This window comes from Bacillus sp. R45, assembly GCF_021729365.1.
Taxonomy (GTDB): Bacteria; Bacillota; Bacilli; order Bacillales; family Bacillaceae; genus Bacillus; species Bacillus velezensis.
Genome location: NZ_CP091421.1, coordinates 630,051 through 646,482, shown reverse-complemented (window position 1 = coordinate 646,482; position 16,432 = coordinate 630,051). Strand labels below are relative to the sequence as shown.

At 49.6% G+C, this 16,432-nt stretch carries 16 protein-coding genes; 1 reads left to right on the top strand and 15 read right to left on the bottom strand.

What is annotated here, in order from left to right; all coding sequences use genetic code 11:
- Positions 1-28: 28 nt before the first annotated feature.
- From L3V45_RS03375 to L3V45_RS03365, 3 genes are read right to left on the bottom strand one after another with little or no spacing between them, the layout of a single operon-like run.
- Positions 29-340: a YerC/YecD family TrpR-related protein gene (locus L3V45_RS03375; RefSeq protein ID WP_003155745.1), complete on the bottom strand. Its 312-nt coding sequence runs from the start codon at positions 338-340 to the stop codon at positions 29-31.
- A gap of 2 nt (positions 341-342) precedes the next feature.
- Positions 343-1,338, bottom strand: a complete 996-nt coding sequence (locus tag L3V45_RS03370) for a DUF3048 domain-containing protein (protein WP_003155747.1) — start codon at positions 1,336-1,338, stop codon at positions 343-345.
- Between the two features lie 24 nt (positions 1,339-1,362).
- On the bottom strand, positions 1,363-3,105 hold the full coding sequence (locus tag L3V45_RS03365; protein ID WP_003155748.1) for an adenine deaminase: 1,743 nt from the start codon (positions 3,103-3,105) through the stop codon (positions 1,363-1,365).
- Positions 3,106-3,226: 121 nt separating this feature from the next.
- Here L3V45_RS03365 and L3V45_RS03360 point away from each other — a divergent pair, with 121 nt between their 5' ends.
- Positions 3,227-3,457 (top strand): YgaP family membrane protein, encoded by a 231-nt coding sequence (locus tag L3V45_RS03360; RefSeq protein ID WP_046559408.1) that lies wholly within the window; start codon positions 3,227-3,229, stop codon positions 3,455-3,457.
- A gap of 166 nt (positions 3,458-3,623) precedes the next feature.
- Here L3V45_RS03360 and purD read toward each other — a convergent pair whose 3' ends face one another.
- The 12 genes from purD to purE form a co-directional block, all read right to left on the bottom strand.
- Positions 3,624-4,892, bottom strand: a complete 1,269-nt coding sequence (gene purD / locus L3V45_RS03355; RefSeq protein ID WP_236837253.1) for a phosphoribosylamine--glycine ligase — start codon at positions 4,890-4,892, stop codon at positions 3,624-3,626.
- A gap of 14 nt (positions 4,893-4,906) precedes the next feature.
- Entirely contained in the window at positions 4,907-6,445 is a 1,539-nt protein-coding gene (gene purH, locus L3V45_RS03350) for a bifunctional phosphoribosylaminoimidazolecarboxamide formyltransferase/IMP cyclohydrolase (RefSeq protein ID WP_043866892.1), read from the bottom strand.
- Positions 6,442-7,029 (bottom strand): phosphoribosylglycinamide formyltransferase, encoded by a 588-nt coding sequence (gene purN / locus L3V45_RS03345; protein ID WP_003155752.1) that lies wholly within the window; start codon positions 7,027-7,029, stop codon positions 6,442-6,444. Before purN ends, purH begins: the two co-directional genes overlap by 4 nt.
- Positions 7,026-8,066, bottom strand: a complete 1,041-nt coding sequence (purM, locus tag L3V45_RS03340) for a phosphoribosylformylglycinamidine cyclo-ligase (RefSeq protein ID WP_003155753.1) — start codon at positions 8,064-8,066, stop codon at positions 7,026-7,028. Before purM ends, purN begins: the two co-directional genes overlap by 4 nt.
- A 91-nt stretch (positions 8,067-8,157) precedes the next feature.
- On the bottom strand, positions 8,158-9,588 hold the full coding sequence (gene purF, locus L3V45_RS03335; RefSeq protein WP_003155754.1) for an amidophosphoribosyltransferase: 1,431 nt from the start codon (positions 9,586-9,588) through the stop codon (positions 8,158-8,160).
- Positions 9,564-11,792, bottom strand: a complete 2,229-nt coding sequence (gene purL, locus L3V45_RS03330; RefSeq protein WP_236837252.1) for a phosphoribosylformylglycinamidine synthase subunit PurL — start codon at positions 11,790-11,792, stop codon at positions 9,564-9,566. The genes purF and purL overlap by 25 nt, the downstream gene beginning before the upstream one ends.
- A complete protein-coding gene (purQ, locus tag L3V45_RS03325; protein WP_015388591.1) occupies positions 11,776-12,459 on the bottom strand; it encodes a phosphoribosylformylglycinamidine synthase subunit PurQ in 684 nt (227 codons plus the stop codon). Before purQ ends, purL begins: the two co-directional genes overlap by 17 nt.
- A complete protein-coding gene (purS, locus tag L3V45_RS03320) occupies positions 12,456-12,710 on the bottom strand; it encodes a phosphoribosylformylglycinamidine synthase subunit PurS (protein ID WP_003155758.1) in 255 nt (84 codons plus the stop codon). Before purS ends, purQ begins: the two co-directional genes overlap by 4 nt.
- The gene (gene purC, locus L3V45_RS03315; RefSeq protein ID WP_003155762.1) at positions 12,710-13,429 is read right to left on the bottom strand and encodes a phosphoribosylaminoimidazolesuccinocarboxamide synthase; all 720 of its coding nucleotides are present in this window, start codon (positions 13,427-13,429) and stop codon (positions 12,710-12,712) included. Before purC ends, purS begins: the two co-directional genes overlap by 1 nt.
- 75 nt (positions 13,430-13,504) lie before the next feature.
- On the bottom strand, positions 13,505-14,797 hold the full coding sequence (purB, locus tag L3V45_RS03310; protein WP_007408896.1) for an adenylosuccinate lyase: 1,293 nt from the start codon (positions 14,795-14,797) through the stop codon (positions 13,505-13,507).
- Positions 14,797-15,978, bottom strand: coding sequence for a 5-(carboxyamino)imidazole ribonucleotide synthase (purK, locus tag L3V45_RS03305; protein WP_046341137.1), 1,182 nt, complete (start codon positions 15,976-15,978; stop codon positions 14,797-14,799). The genes purB and purK overlap by 1 nt, the downstream gene beginning before the upstream one ends.
- Positions 15,932-16,420, bottom strand: coding sequence for a 5-(carboxyamino)imidazole ribonucleotide mutase (gene purE / locus L3V45_RS03300; protein ID WP_003155768.1), 489 nt, complete (start codon positions 16,418-16,420; stop codon positions 15,932-15,934). Before purE ends, purK begins: the two co-directional genes overlap by 47 nt.
- Between the last annotated feature and the right edge of the window lie 12 nt (positions 16,421-16,432).

Genomic DNA, 16,432 nt, shown 5'->3' with positions numbered 1-16,432 from the left:
CGCCTGCCGTCATCGGCAGAGCGGTTTTTTACGTAGCTGAGGAGGATTCTCCTTTGTTTACGCGGTCAAGCGCCATTTCATAGGCGTCGTTACCGTAATTTAAGCAGCGCTTCACCCGGGAAATCGTCGCTGTGGAAGCACCCGTTTCGCTTTCAATTTTGTGATACGTATTTCCTTCGCGGAGCATTCTCGCCACTTCCAAACGCTGCGCCAGCGATTGGATTTCATTAATCGTACAAAGATCGTCAAAGAAACGATAGCATTCCTCCAGATCTTTCAGCGATAAAATAGATAAAAATAACTGGTCCAGTTCTTTTCCGCGTAATTTATCGATTTGCATCGTCAAACACCTTCTCCTTTACTAATGGAAGCTGCATCGAGATCAGGCACGATATTAATCCATGTCTTTCCTGGCACAAACGGAAGAATCTCACCGCCTTTTACGGGCAGAATACGGCCGTCTTTATATTCCCAGTCTGACTCCATAACATCGCCGTGCTGAAGCAGGAGGCCCTTCCCCCCTGACTGAATATCGATGGCCCGCCTTCCATCTTTGTCTGTCATGCGATGGCCGGCTTCAACAATAAAAATGTTGTGCATGGCTAAAGGCTTTCCGGTCTCCCGGTCTGTCGCTTTCACACCATCAGAGCTTCTTGTATAAGCATCAGCTTTTTTATCATAATCGTATTCGACAAGATTTGTAACATTTTGTGTTCCATAATCTATCCGAATATTGTAGGTTTCGTTTCCGGGTTTTGCATCTGATGTCTGAAATGGGAGCGGTTCTGTTTTTCCGTTCAGCTTGTATCCTTTTTGTTCCGCCGCCTTCCTGATATTGTCATAAGACGTGTAGGAATTGTGGGGCGGCTTGCTGAAATCGGCTCTCCAAAACAGGCTGCCGTCGAAATTCAAACCGTTTATATAATCGTAAGTTCCGGACTCCAGCTGCTTTTTAGCGCCGGGACTCCAGCCATGATGGACAAATATGCTGTTAAACCCGCTGCTGAGCGTGACAAAATATTCCCTCGCGCTCCGCACAGGCCCGACCGTTTCCGGCATCTCACTTTGAAAAATCGCGAGAAACCGCGTAATCCGGCCCTCCGCGAGCGCTTCGATGACAACATCCGCCTTTGACAGCCCGGATTGGGGCCTCGCCTTCGGATGATTGTTCACTGCGACTGCAATCGGACGGCGTTCTGCAAGCTTCTGCTCAGTTTTCAGCCCCGTTAAAGGAGCTTCCGCTTCTTTCGGCTGCACCTGATCGGCATTGTTCTGCCGGCAGGCGGCAAGCAGCAAAAACGCAAAACAAAGCATACAAACGGTTTTCCATCTTTTCATATGTCGGCTCCCTGCTTTTATATTTTAACGCATTATCGATGGAAAGAGTACAGTTTTTTTCATCACGTCGAATATTCCTCTCGGCGTAATGCGGATATAAGGCAGGTGTGTGCTCTGCAAAAAAAGCAGCGTATAGATCGGATCGCAGAATCGGTAGCCCCGCTCCTCCAGCAGCGTCCTCAGTTTTTGCTCTTTCTCAAGCACTTCTTCATAATTCTCCGCGGATGCAGAACCGTTTAAAGCGAGGGGAATCTCATGAAGAATCTTCCCGTTTTCGGCAAGCACGATTCCGCCGCCGATTTCTTTCATCCGTGAGAAAGCGAGCAGGATATCTTCTTTATTTTTTCCGGCAGCGATAATATCTCCGGTTGTCGTGTAGGAACTGACAAAGCCCTGCACCCGATCGGCAAAACCTTTCAGCATTGTATTGACCCGCCATTTTCCATGCTTATCGAGAAGCGTGAGATAGCATTCATCATGATCAAAAGAAAGCTGGTCAACAGAATTATCAATCGCAATCATATACGGCTCCATAATGACGGCGTTGCGCATTATCACACCCATCGGCATTGAAAACTGTAAATCATCCATCGTCATATCATATGAAAGCTCAAGAGGGACAAGACCGCCCTTTTTCCAATCCGTTTCTGTAAACGCATTCATATTTCGGCCGTCTTCCCTCAGCAGGATGCCTTTGGAGATCACCGTGACCGGGTCCGGATTCATCGGGTCATCGAGAATGTTCAATGAAGCAAGCCGGCCCGGACCGATCACACCGAGAAAGTCATCCATCTGATAATATTTCGCGATATTAAAGGAGGCCATATTGTAGGCGTCAATCGCCGGAACCCCTTCCTCCAAAGCGATTTTGATTAATTCATTCGTCATGCCGCCTTTATAAAAATGCGGCGTCGCTCCATCCGTCGTGTAAAAGAAATGATCATAATGCCGGAAGCCTTTTTGATGGAGATCCTGCAAAATCGTTCTCAAATCAGGGCGGATGGATGAATGTCTGAGCGAAACATAGTAACCCAATTCAAGCCGTCTCATCACCTCGTCGCCATTCATCGCCTCGTGGTCAGAATCAGCCCCGAACAGTTTCATCTTCGTCAGTGTTTTTTCAGAAGCTCCGGGAAAATGCCCTTCTATCCGCTTGCGCAGTTTCTTTGTCGCCTGCATGCAATGAAGCATCAAGTCATCGCCGTCCATGAGGCGCGGCCATCCGGTCAATTCTCCGCCTTGAATGACATCCGGATGCTCAATCCATTGCTTGCGGACATCAAAAGAAAGGAGCTGGTCCTCATTCAGCACTTCAGTCTGCAGATCATATCTGGACCACCAGAAATATTGCACCGGCTGTTTTTTTAGTTCTTCCAATATAGTAAGCGCTTTCTTTTTACCGCTGTGCAAAAGAAAAAACAAGTTATCATTAACAAACGTCGTTGTTCCGAATTGAGACACATATTCGGCGAGCGTTTGGGGATTATATATTTGAAAAGGATGTGTATGCGGTTCAATGTAACCTGGCACAATGTATTTTCCTTCACAATTTATGGTATGAATGTGCTCTGCTGCATCAGGAAGCTCATGACCAACATATACAATTCGGTCTCCGTAAATCCAGACGTTCTTTTTCAGCCATTGTTTTAAAAAAGGATTTAATACGAGAGCATCCCGTAAAAGTAGCGTTGGAAGCAGCTTTGAGTCTACAACATCCGCCTGTGATCTGATGTCTTTATTTTTCCAGTTAAAGGTACGCTCGGACATTCACATACTCTCCTTCGCTTATATTAGACCCATCGTATCACATCCGCACAATTATCGCACGGCTAAAACGTTACAAATTATTGAAGATGAATGAAAAACTTTTTCTAAGGGAGCTGAAATGATGAAACCGAATATCAGTTTATTAAACGCCGTTATGCGCATCACTTGCGGCCTCACCATTTTGTCTGCCGCTTCAGCGAAATACACGAGAAAACCTTGGTGCAAGATGCATCTCTTCTGTATGATGATGGGCGCGATGAAAGCGGCGTCCGGCATCCTCCGCTTCTGTCCGGTGACATATATGTTCCAAGCCGGAATGAATCAGGATGACATCCATCAGCAAGAAAAATAACAAGCCGTTTCGGCTTGTTATTTTTTTCTCCTGTCCCGCGAGTATGAGAAGAATCTGCCGGCGATCCCGGCATCACAAAAGCCGGGACAGAATTCAAGACTGCATGACAATCTTAGTCGTCATTCAGAAGAAAACCCGCATCTTTTAAGACGCGGGGGTTTCCTCTTTATCGCTGCGATGCTTTCAGCGCACGGGCGCCGATATCGCTTCTGTAAAACAGTCCGGGTTTTGTCAGCCCTGAAACGGCGCTGTACACTTTATCCCTCGCCGCTTCAAATGTCTCAGCAAATGCCGTGACATTGGCGACCCGGCCGCCGTTCGTAACAAATTGTCCGCCGTCTTTTTTCGTTCCGGCATGAAAAACGGCGATCCCGTCTTCAGCGGACGTCAAACTGCCGATCGGCGTCCCTTTCGCATAGCCTTCCGGATAGCCTTCAGAAGCCAGGACAACGCAGACCGCGGCCGTATCCTTCCATCTTAGGTCAACATCTTTCTCATGCAGAAGATCTAAGAGCACCTGAATGAGGTCAGATTCCATTCTCGGCACGACGACCTGTGTTTCCGGATCTCCGAAGCGCGCGTTGAATTCAATGACCTTTGATCCGTTTTCCGTCAGAATCAGCCCCGCGTACAGCACGCCCGTGAAGGAGCGCCCCTCTTTCACCATTGCTTTTGCCGCCGGCTTCACAATCGTTTCGACTGCGCTTCTGACGATATCATCGGAAATGTGCGGCACCGGTGAGTAGGCTCCCATTCCGCCCGTATTCGGCCCTTTGTCTCCATCGAAGGCGCGTTTATGATCTTGAGCGATGACCATCGGATAGACGGTCTCCCCTTTTACAAACGCCATTAAAGAAAATTCTTCGCCGGCGAGAAACTCTTCAATGACAACAGATGCGCTCGCCTCCCCGAATTTCTCATCCTCAAGAAAATCGTGCAGACATTCAATCGCTTCTTCTTCCGTCATCGCGACCGTGACACCTTTTCCGGCGGCAAGCCCGTCCGCTTTAATGACAATCGGCGCGCCTTTTTGCAGTACATATGCTTTCGCCTCTTCAAATGAAGTAAACGTCTCATACTCCGCCGTCGGAATGCCGTATTTTTTCATTAAATCCTTGGCAAACTGTTTGCTTCCTTCAATAATAGCCGCTTTTTCAGACGGTCCGAAAACAAGCAGTCCGGCTTTTTCAAACTCGTCGGCTATCCCTTCAATCAGAGGAACTTCGGGGCCGATAATCGTCAGGCCGACATGATGTTCTTTCGCAAACGCAATGAGTGCGGCATGATCGCTTTCTCCAATGTTGACCAGCGTCGCGCAGTCTGTCATACCGTCATTTCCGGGCGCGGCGTACACCGTGTCAACAAGCGGGCTTTGCGCCGCTTTCCAAGCCAATGTATGCTCTCTGCCGCCTTTTCCGATAATCAATACATTCACGCTTCGTTCCCCCCTTAATGTTTGAAATGTCTGATGCCGGTGAATACCATGGCGATTCCGTATTCATCCGCTTTTTTAATCGAATCTTCATCGCGGACCGATCCGCCGGGCTGGATAATCGCCGTGACACCGGCTTTTGCGGCTTCTTCGACTGTATCCGGCATCGGGAAAAACGCGTCTGATCCGAGCGCGCTGCCTTTTGCTTTTTCTCCGGCCTGCTCAATGGCGATTTTGGCTGAACCGACGCGATTCATCTGTCCTGCGCCCACACCGACCGTCATATGGTCTTTTGCAAGGACGATCGCATTGGATTTCACGTGTTTGACGACTTTCCAGGCCAGCTTCAAATCTTCCCATTCCTGCTCGCTCGGCTCTCTTTTTGTCGGGATGCTGATGTCGGCGTCATCAAATCCATGGACGTCTAAATCTTGAATCAAAAGACCGCCCTGTACGGAAGTCAGCTGTTTTTCTTTCTTTCCTGATGCGGTCACGTCAAGCGTGAGCAGACGAAGGTTTTTCTTCGCCGTCAGCACGTTCAGCGCTTCTTCACTGAAAGAAGGGGCGATAATGATTTCTAAAAAGATGCCGTGAAGGGCTTCAGCCGTTGCCTGATCAACTTCACGGTTCAGCGCGATGATGCCGCCGAAAATGGAGGTTTTATCAGCTTCATACGCTTTATTGAATGCTTCCTCAATTGAAGCTCCCGTACCGACTCCGCATGGATTCATATGTTTAACGGCAACAGCTGCGGGTTCTGTAAATTCCCGGACGATTTGAACGGCCGCATCCGCGTCCTTAATATTGTTATAAGAAAGCTCTTTGCCGTGAAGCTGTTTTGCCGCCGCGATGGAACCGGAGACAGGAAGTGCGCTTTGGTAGAAAACCGCCTCTTGGTGAGGGTTTTCACCGTAGCGGAGCGACTGTTTTTTCTCAAAAGTAACAGTGAATTGCTCAGGGTCTTTCTCACCGGCCTCGCGTGTTAAGTAATCAGCGATTAATGCGTCGTATGCCGCGGTATGGCGGAATACTTTGGCCGCAAGCTCGCGTTTTCTTTTGAGCGAAACGCCGCCGTGTTCTTTCATCTCATTGAGCACGGAGCTGTAATCGGCCGGATCTGTGATGACCGTCACATCCTGATGGTTTTTCGATGCGGCGCGCAGCATGCCGGGACCGCCGATATCAATGTTTTCTATCGCTTCATCGTATGTTACGTCTTCTTTTGAAATCGTTTCTTTAAACGGATAAAGGTTGACGACCACAAGGTCAATCGGTGCAATGCCATGCTCATTGATCTGCGCCATATGCTCTTTATTGTCTCTTACGGCAAGCAGACCGCCGTGAATATTAGGATGGAGTGTTTTTAACCGTCCGTCCATAATTTCAGGAAATCCGGTCACTTCTGAAATGCCGATGACATCCACACCGTTTTCCTGAAGAAGTTTTTTTGTTCCTCCGGTCGAAATGACTTCGACGCCGAGCTCTGTCAGTTCCTTTACGAAAGGTACGAGATTTGTTTTATCAGAAACACTGATTAGTGCGCGTTTGATTGTCATGCCTTTTCACCTCTGTTATTTAGTCCCAGCAGCCGTTTCACAACACTCGGATACCATTTGTGCTCAAGCTCGTGTATTGTATGCTCTATGTCTTCAAGCGTATCGTTTTCCTGTATTTCGAATGCTTTTTGCGCGATAATCGGTCCGGTGTCCATGCCTTCGTCGACGTAATGAACGGTAATGCCCGCCACTTTCACACCGGCCCGATACGCCTGTCCGACAGCGTCAATCCCAGGGAATGCCGGAAGAAGCGAGGGATGTATATTAATAATGCGTCCTCCGTATGCTTCAAGCAGCGTATCTCCAATCAGTCTCATATAGCCGGCGAGAACGATTAATTCCGCCCCGTGCAGGCGCAGCTGTTCAATAATGGCCCGTTCAAAGGCCGCTTTGTTTTCAAAAGATGACGGTTCAAAGGCGAATGACGGGATATGTAAAGCCTCCGCCCTTTCCGCCGCCTTTGCCTGAGGCTTATCCGTCACGAGAAGCGAGAGCTCCGCATCCCACTTCTCTTCTCTCATGCGTTTGGCAATGGCCTCGAAGTTCGATCCGTTTCCTGAAGCAAATACCGCAAACTTTTTCATGAAAGAGCCGCACCGCCGAAAGAAATGCCTTCGCCCCGCTTGACCCGGCCGATCAGATAAGCCTTCTCGCCCTGAGCTTCAAGCGTGCCGATGACGTCTGTCAGGTTTTCTTCTTTAACGGCAAGGACAAAACCGATGCCCATATTAAAGACATTGAACATTTCTTCTTCTTTCAGCTTGCCGTGCTCCTGCAGAAACGGAAAAATCGGCGGGATCGGCCATGATCCGTGATCAATTTCCGCGCTCAATCCGTCCGGCAGCATCCGCGGGATATTCTCGATGAATCCTCCGCCTGTCACATGCGCCATGCCGTCCACCTTACCGCTTTTCACCGCCTTGAGCACCGGCTTCACGTATATTCTCGTCGGTTCCAGCAATTCTTCTCCGAGAGGACGCGCAAACGGTTCATAGACAGTATCCAAATCAAGTCCGCCGTCATCAAGAAGCACTTTTCTCACCAGGGAAAATCCGTTGCTGTGAAGGCCGCTTGAAGTAAGTCCGATTAAGAGATGCCCCTCTTCGATATGTTCACCGGTGACGATTTCGTCTTTTTCCGCGACGCCGACTGAAAAGCCCGCAATATCGTATTCATCAGACGTATACAGCCCCGGCATTTCCGCCGTCTCACCGCCGATAAGCGCTGATCCTGACTGCTCGCATCCGTCCGCCACACCCTGAACGATCTGCTCAATTTTCACCGGATCGGCCTTGCCGACCGCCAAATAATCAAGGAAAAACAGCGGCTCCGCTCCCTGGGCAAGCACATCGTTTACACACATCGCGACCGCATCGACGCCGATCGTGTCATGCTTATCCATTGAAAATGCGAGTTTCAGTTTGGTGCCGACACCGTCTGTTCCGGAAATTAAAACAGGCTTTTGATACGGAAGCTCTGACAGATCAAACATTCCGCCAAAACCGCCCAGGCTTCCCATAACGCCGAGCCTTTTCGTGCGCTCCACGTGTTTTTTCATTCGTTTGACGGCTTCGTATCCGGCTTCGATGTCAACTCCGGCATTTTTATAAGCATCAGACATCCCTATCACTCCTTGTCAATTCGTTTCTCCTAAAAAGGCAGAAAGAGAAAGGCAGCCTGAATTCCCGCTGCCTTTATGTCATTTTCACATTTTATTTTGTCAGCACCGCTTCTTTTACGTGAGGAAGCACTGTATCCTGATAAATTTCCGTCGGATATTTGCCCGTAAAACAAGCGAGGCATTGTCCGCAATTGGTGTCTTCAAATTTTCGGCCGACTCCTTTTAACAATCCGTCTACACTTAAGAAAGAAAGCGTGTCGGCACCGATGATCTGGCGGATTTCTTCCACGGAATGAGAAGAAGCGATCAGCTCCTCATGGGTTGATGTGTCGATACCGTAGAAGCACGGATGAGCGATCGGCGGTGAACTGATCTTGACGTGCACCTCTGTCGCCCCCGCTTCTCTGAGCATTGTGACAATCCGGCGGCTTGTCGTCCCGCGCACGATGGAATCATCAACCATGACGACCCGTTTTCCTTCGACAACACCGCGGACGGCGGACAGCTTCATTCTGACGCCTTGCTCACGGAGAGCCTGTGACGGCTGGATAAACGTTCTGCCGACATAACGGTTTTTAATGAGACCGAGTTCGTACGGGATGCCCGTCGCCTCGGCATAGCCGATGGCCGCAGAAATACTGGAATCAGGCACGCCTGTGACGACATCCGCTTCAACCGCGGACTCCCGGGCAAGCATTTTCCCGAGGTTTTTCCGGGCGCTGTGCACGTTAATGCCGTCGATATTGCTGTCAGGTCTTGAGAAATAAATGTACTCCATGCTGCAGATGGAACGGTTGATATTCATGGAAAAACGCTCTGATTTCAAGCCTTCATCGTTGATGATCAGCATTTCGCCCGGCTCTACCTCACGAAGGTACGTTGCGCCGACAACATCAAATGCGCACGTTTCTGAAGCGACCACATAAGCATCGCCCATGATGCCGATTGACAGCGGTCTGAGTCCGTTCGGGTCAAGCGCTACGATCATCTCTGTTTCAGTCATGATTAAAAAGGCATAAGCGCCTTTCAGCATAGATAGCGAATTTTTGATTTGATCCTTCAACGAAAAGTGTCCGCTGCGTTTAATCAGATGAGCCAGCACTTCCGTATCGGAGGAAGTCTGAAAAATGCTCCCTTGGTTTTCAAGCTGCTGCTTCAGCTGTGTGGCGTTGACCAAGTTTCCGTTATGGGCGAGCGCGAGGCTGCCGTTGTTTTGCGAACGGAACAGGAGCGGCTGAACATTTTCATATCCGCCTCCTCCAGCCGTTGCGTAACGAACATGCCCGATCGCGCCTTTTCCCTTTACTTTGCTGAGCTCGCCGTTTTGAAATACTTCAGTGATCAGCCCTTGGCCTTTGTGAGCCGTCAGTTTTTCGCCGTCAGTCGCGACAATTCCCGCGCCTTCCTGTCCTCTGTGCTGGAGGCTGTGGAGACCGTAATACGTAATTTGCGGGGCTTCTTCATGTCCCCAGATGCCAAACACACCGCATTCTTCATTCAGGCCTTTGATTTCAGCAAGCATGGAATAGCTCCTTTCCACGCGCGCTCAAGTTCTTTCGTTTGCGCGTGAACCAATTGTTGTCCTTCTTGGCTTCGGATCGTCAGCTGTCCGTCTCCTGTCACTTCACCGATATGAATGGCATCTGCCGCAGCCGCTTCAAACGCCGCTTGGTGTTCTTTTTTGACCGAAACGACGAAGCGTGATTGAGATTCAGAGAATAATAATGCCGCTTCCCCTTCAACAGTCACGTTGGCGCCAAGGTTTTCCGTCGTCATGACACTTTCTGCAATCGCTACGCCTAAGCCGCCTTCAGATACGTCATGCGCGGATTGAACGAAGCCTTTTTTAATCGCGTCAAGCAATGCTTTTTGGCGTGACAGCTCTATATCAAGATCGATTTGCGGCGCTTTGCCGTAAATGCGGCCTTCTGTCATTTTTTGCAGTTCGCTTCCGGCAAACTCAGGTTTTGTTTCGCCGATCACGTATACAAGATCTCCCGCTTGTTTGAAATGCTGTGTCGTAATATGAGCGGTATCTTCAATTAAGCCGACCATGCCGATAACAGGCGTCGGGTAGATGGCCGTTCCGTTCGATTCATTATAAAGTGATACGTTACCGCCGATGACGGGTGTGCTGAGAACGTTGCACGCCTCGCTGATGCCGTCGGCCGCTTTTTCGATCTGCCAGAAAATTTCAGGTTTTTCCGGGTTTCCGAAATTCAGATTATCCGTGACCGCAAGCGGTTCGGCGCCGGAGCATACGATGTTGCGCGCCGCTTCGGCAACGGCGATTTTTCCGCCTTCTTCTGGATCAAGATATAAATAACGGGCGTTGCAATCCGTCGTCATCGCCAGCGCTTTTTTCGTGCCGCGGATTCTGAGCACTCCCGCGTCAGAGCCCGGAGCGACCACCGTATTTGTGCGCACCATGTAGTCATATTGATCATACACCCACTCTTTGCTGGCAATTGTCGGCTGCTGCAGCAGGGCAAAAAGCGTCTCTGTCCCATCTTTTACTTTAGGCGCGGGAACTTCTGTTTCCTGAAACTCGCGGTAGTACGCGGGTTCTGCTGACGGTTTGTGGTATACAGGCGCTTCTTCCGCCAGTGCGTCGACCGGAAGTTCGCAAACAACCTCTCCGTTATGGCGGAGGCGGAGCATTTTATCATCCGTCACATGACCTACGGAAACCGCTTCAAGGTCATATTTATCAAAAATATCGACAATTTCCTGTTCACGTCCGCGTTCAATGACGAGAAGCATGCGTTCCTGAGACTCGGAAAGCATCATTTCGTAAGCGGTCATACCCGTTTCCCGCTGCGGAATGAGATCAAGGTTCATTTCAATGCCGGAGCCGGCTTTGCTTGCCATTTCAGCACTCGAACTTGTCAGACCGGCCGCCCCCATATCCTGAATGCCGACTAAGGCGTCGCATTGGATGACTTCAAGGCATGCTTCCAGGAGAAGTTTTTCCATGAAAGGATCGCCGACCTGCACCGCGGAACGTTTTTCTTCAGATGAATCTGACATTTCTTCTGATGCGAAAGTAGCGCCGTGTATGCCGTCGCGGCCCGTTTTAGCGCCGACGTACATGACCGTGTTGCCGACACCTTTCGCCTGGCCTTTTTTAATATCTTTATGATCAATCAAGCCGACGCACATTGCATTGACAAGCGGATTGCCCTCATAGCTTGCGTCAAACTGCACTTCTCCGCCGACCGTCGGAATACCGATACAGTTTCCGTATCCCGCGATTCCCGCCACTACTTCTTCAAACAAGTACTTCACACGAGGTGAAGTGAGTTCACCAAATCGAAGAGAGTTTAATACAGCTATCGGACGGGCGCCCATTGAGAAAACGTCACGGATAATGCCGCCCACTCCCGTCGCAGCACCTTGGTATGGCTCAAGCGCTGACGGGTGGTTATGAGATTCAATTTTGAACACGACCGCCTGATTGTCACCGATGTCAACGATTCCCGCGCCTTCTCCGGGACCCTGCAGCACGCGTTCGCCGCTAGTCGGGAATTTGCGTAAAACCGGTTTTGAGTTTTTATAGCTGCAGTGCTCTGACCACATCACGGAAAAAATCCCGATTTCCGTGTAGTTCGGCAATCTTCCGATAATAGATTCAATGAGTGCGAACTCGTCATCACTGACACCCATTTGCTGATAGAGTTTCTCTTCTTTTATTTGTTCTTTACTTGGTTCAAGCAGTAGCGACATGAGTTTCCCTCCAATTTTTCACGATAGACCGGAACAATGTAAGACCGTCTGCGCTGCCGAGCAGTTCATCGACTGCGCGCTCAGGGTGAGGCATCATGCCTAATACGTTGCCTTTCTCATTCACGACGCCGGCAATGCCGCTGACGCTTCCGTTAATATCGCCGCCGTATGTGAAGGCGATTTGATTGTTTTCTTTTAATCTTTCAAGCGTTTCGTCATCACAGTAGAAATTGCCTTCGCCGTGGGCAACCGGAATCGTAATCGATTGTCCTTTTTCATAGGAAGATGTGAATAACGTATCGCCGTTCTGTACGATTAATTCAACCGGGCGGCAGATGAACTTTAAATCTTTGTTGCGTCTCATGGCGCCGGGCAGAAGTCCGAGCTCCTGCAGAATCTGGAATCCGTTGCAGACGCCGAGAACCGGTTTTCCTTCGGCAGCCGCTTTTTTCACGGCCGGCATGATGTTTGCGAATCTGGCGATGGCGCCGCATCTCAAGTAGTCGCCGTATGAAAACCCGCCGGGGATGAGCACGCCGTCAAATCCGTCAAGGCTTGTTTCCTCGTGCCAGACATACTCGACTTCTTCGCCGAGTTCGTCCTTTACGGCGTGAAACATATCAATATCACAGTTGGAGCCGGGTAACACAATCACCGCAAATTTCACTGTGCGACAACCTCCTCAACTTCATATCGGTAGTCTTCAATGACTGTATTGGCAAGGAGCTTTTCACACATTTCTTTCACGAGCGCGTCAAGATCGCGGTCAGATTTTTCGATCGTCAGCTCCATGTATTTTCCGATGCGCACATCCTGCACTTCATTGTAGGTCATGCTGTGCAATGCATGCTGCACCGCGCTTCCTTGAGGATCGAGCACACTTTCTTTTAAGCTGACATAAACTTTCACTTTATACATTATGAAATGCCTCCCAGTCTTTTGAAAATCTCTTCATATGCGTCGGTTAAGCTTCCCAGATTCCGTCTGAACAAATCTTTATCGAGCTTTTCGTTTGTGTCTTTGTCCCACAGACGGCACGTGTCAGGAGAAATTTCATCCGCTAAAAGCACCCGTCCCTCTGCGTCTAAGCCGAATTCCAGCTTAAAATCTATTAATCTGACGCCGCAGTCTTCAAAAATATGCTGAAGTTCTTGATTCACCTGGTTTGTAATCGATTTGATCGTTTCGACATGCTCAGGAGCCGCCGCTTTTAAGAGCCGGATATGATCTTCTGTGATGAGCGGATCTCCGAGTGCGTCATCCTTGTAGTAAAATTCGATAATCGGCTGCGGGAGCTCTGTTCCTTCCGGGATGCCGAGACGTTTCGACATGCTTCCGGCGGCAATGTTTCTGACCACGACTTCAAGCGGAATGATGCTCACTTTTTTGATGAGCTGCTCTGATTCTGAAACACGCTCCACAAAGTGGTTGTCAATTCCTTTGGCGTGCAGATGTTTGAAAATCAGGCTTGAAATTTCATTGTTCAGACGGCCCTTTCCGCTGATCTCCGCTTTTTTCTCACCGTTAAAGGCTGTTGCGGAATCCTTGTAGACCACGCGGAGAATCTGTTCGTCTTCAGTTTGATAAATTCGCTTCGCTTTTCCTTCATAAAGAAGATTATTGTTCACAATATTCACGGAAGGCCTCCTAACCCGAATGTTGGGAATATTCAATCTACGGCGGCTGAAGAAGCCGCCTCCGGCTGGCTTCTTCTATAAACCTAAACGCTCAAAGATCAAGTCGACGTTTTTCAGATGATAATTGTAGTCAAAGCAATCGGCAATCTGTTCCGGTGTGAGGCGGGACGTGATTTTTTCCTCCGCTTCGACAAGCTGGCGGAACGGCACTTGTTTTTCCCATGCTTCCATCGCTTTCGGCTGAACCGTGTCATATGCTTCTTCACGAGGCAGACCCGTGTCGATTAAAGCGAGCAGCACGCGCTGAGAATAGATTAAACCGAGTGTGCGGTCCATGTTGCGTTTCATATTTTCCGGGAATACCGTTAAGTTTTTGACGATGTTGCTGAATCGGTTCAGCATGTAATTCAGCGCGATTGTCGCGTCAGGAAGAATGATGCGCTCAGCTGATGAATGAGAAATATCACGCTCATGCCATAACGGTACATTTTCGTATGCCGTCAGCATGTACCCGCGGATCACGCGCGCCATGCCTGTCATATTTTCCGACCCGATCGGATTCCGTTTATGAGGCATAGCCGATGAGCCTTTTTGTCCTTTAGCAAAAAACTCTTCCACTTCACGTGTTTCACTCTTTTGGAGACCGCGGATTTCCACTGCGAATTTTTCAATGCTCGTCGCGATCAAAGCCAGTGCCGCCATGTAATCCGCATGACGGTCGCGCTGTAATGTCTGAGTGGAAATCGGCGCCGCTTTCAGCCCGAGTTTTTCACAGACATACTGCTCTACGAACGGATCAATATTTGCATATGTGCCGACCGCGCCGGAAAGCTTCCCGACTTCGATCCCTTCTTTTGCCTGCTTGAAACGTTCAAGGTTGCGTTTCATTTCTTCGTGCCAAAGCGCGAGCTTCAGGCCGAAAGTCGTCGGTTCCGCGTGTACGCCGTGCGTGCGGCCCATCATGACCGTGTATTTATGTTCTTTCGCTTTTTCTTTTATAATGTCAACAAATCTCTCAATGTCCTTGAGCAAGATCTCATTCGCCTGTTTTAATAGATAGGAAAGAGCGGTATCCACGACATCTGTTGACGTCAGGCCGTAGTGAACCCATTTTCTTTCTTCGCCTAATGATTCTGAAACCGCGCGGGTAAATGCAACGACGTCATGGCGCGTATCCTGCTCGATTTCCAAAATCCGGTTGATGTCAAAAGACGCGTTTTCGCGCATGACCTTGACGTCTTCTTTCGGAATGACGCCAAGCTCAGCCCAGGCTTCACAGGCTAAAATCTCGACTTCCAGCCATGCCTGGTATCTGTTTTCGTCCGTCCAGATCGCGGACATTTCAGGTCTTGAATAACGTTCGATCATTATGCTCGTCCTCCGTCTCTTTTCATCCATATGTTCGTGATGTCCTGAATCCATGTTTCATCAGGCTTCCGCAAAAATGTCATATGCCCCATTTTGCGCCCTTTTTTAATCTCATGTTTTCCGTACAGGTACAGTTTGGCTTCTTTTAAAAGCTCCGTATGCTCCTCCGCAAGCTTCACTTCCTCACCGAGCAGATTCACCATCATTCCCGGTTTGAGAAGATCGGTTCTGCCGAGAGGAAGTCCGCATACCGCTCTGATGTGCTGTTCGAATTGGCTCGTTTCACAAAGGTCGAGCGTATAATGCCCGGAGTTGTGAGGACGCGGCGCCAGTTCATTGATCAAAAGGTCTCCGTCTTCTGTGACGAACATTTCCACCGCAAGCGGCCCGACAAGCTCCAATTTCTCCGCGAGCTGAACGGCAAGCGCCTCTGCCCGCTTTTGAACCGTTTCCTCCGCTCTCGCGGGCACGATGCTTTGGAACAGAATATTATTTTTGTGGATATTTTCAGCAGCCGGAAAGGTTGAAATCTCACCGTGCACCGATCTCGTCACGATAACGGAAAGCTCCATCCGGAATGATACCCAGCTTTCCAGTATGCACGTGCCGTTTTCTAGCAGCGCGGCCGCTTCGTCTGTCTGTCCTTCTTCCTTAATGACAAATTGGCCTTTGCCGTCATATCCGCCGCGGCATGTTTTCAGCACCGCCGGGAGCCCCAGGGACTGAACAGCTTCCTCAAGCTCCCGTCCGCTGTTTACGATCCGATAAGGAGCGACTTGACAGCCTGCTGACTGGATCGCCTTTTTTTCCGTTTCCCTGTTTTGGGTGATAAGCAGCAGCTCGCTTCCCTGGGGAAGATATGCATGTTCTTTGAGCCAGTTGAGCGCCTCGTAATCGATATTTTCAAATTCGTACGTAATGATGTCACTGACTCCGGCCAATTTTTGAATCGCTTCACGGTCATTATACTGGGCGGTAATCTCAATATCGGCGATCTGTCCGCATGGCGAGTCTTTCACGGGATCGACGACTGCGACTTTATAGCCCATCTGTTTTGCGGCGACAGCCATCATTTTTCCGAGCTGTCCGCCTCCGATAATGCCGATGACGGCGCCGGGATAAATCGTTTTTTTATCAGACAAGCTGATCACTGCTTTCCAGCACCGTTTGTTTTGTCGCATTTCTTCTCGCCTCTAGTTTATCCGCAATGTCACCGTCAAATGCCGACAAAATCTGCGCGGCTAACAGACCCGCGTTCACTGCGCCCGCTTTTCCGATCGCCGTTGTCGCGACCGGCACGCCGCCGGGCATCTGTACGATAGACAGAAGAGAATCAAGCCCGTTAAGCGATTTTGTCTGAACCGGTACGCCGATCACCGGCAGTGTCGTTTTGGCCGCCGTCATACCCGGCAGATGCGCCGCTCCACCGGCTCCGGCAATAATGACTTTTAAGCCTCTGTCTCTGGCGCTTTCTGCATATTCAAACATCAAATCAGGCGTCCGATGCGCGGATACTACCTGTTTTTCATAAGGAATGTGAAGTTCGTCAAGTATGTCGCATGCATGTTTCATTGTCTCCCAATCGGAGGTGCTTCCCATGATGATTCCTGCTAGCGGCTGCATTCTGTTCCCACC

Excerpts from the sequence above, each read along its gene's own strand:
- L3V45_RS03375 (WP_003155745.1), bottom strand. The coding sequence starts at position 340 with ATGCAAATCGATAAATTACGCGGAAAAGAACTGGACCAGTTATTTTTA.
- L3V45_RS03370 (WP_003155747.1), bottom strand. The coding sequence starts at position 1,338 with ATGAAAAGATGGAAAACCGTTTGTATGCTTTGTTTTGCGTTTTTGCTG.
- L3V45_RS03365 (WP_003155748.1), bottom strand. The coding sequence starts at position 3,105 with ATGTCCGAGCGTACCTTTAACTGGAAAAATAAAGACATCAGATCACAG.
- L3V45_RS03360 (WP_046559408.1), top strand. The coding sequence starts at position 3,227 with ATGAAACCGAATATCAGTTTATTAAACGCCGTTATGCGCATCACTTGC.
- purH (WP_043866892.1), bottom strand. The coding sequence starts at position 6,445 with ATGACAATCAAACGCGCACTAATCAGTGTTTCTGATAAAACAAATCTC.
- purN (WP_003155752.1), bottom strand. The coding sequence starts at position 7,029 with ATGAAAAAGTTTGCGGTATTTGCTTCAGGAAACGGATCGAACTTCGAG.
- purM (WP_003155753.1), bottom strand. The coding sequence starts at position 8,066 with ATGTCTGATGCTTATAAAAATGCCGGAGTTGACATCGAAGCCGGATAC.
- purF (WP_003155754.1), bottom strand. The coding sequence starts at position 9,588 with ATGCTTGCTGAAATCAAAGGCCTGAATGAAGAATGCGGTGTGTTTGGC.
- purL (WP_236837252.1), bottom strand. The coding sequence starts at position 11,792 with ATGTCGCTACTGCTTGAACCAAGTAAAGAACAAATAAAAGAAGAGAAA.
- purS (WP_003155758.1), bottom strand. The coding sequence starts at position 12,710 with ATGTATAAAGTGAAAGTTTATGTCAGCTTAAAAGAAAGTGTGCTCGAT.
- purB (WP_007408896.1), bottom strand. The coding sequence starts at position 14,797 with ATGATCGAACGTTATTCAAGACCTGAAATGTCCGCGATCTGGACGGAC.
- purK (WP_046341137.1), bottom strand. The coding sequence starts at position 15,978 with ATGCGACAAAACAAACGGTGCTGGAAAGCAGTGATCAGCTTGTCTGAT.
- purE (WP_003155768.1), bottom strand. The coding sequence starts at position 16,420 with ATGCAGCCGCTAGCAGGAATCATCATGGGAAGCACCTCCGATTGGGAG.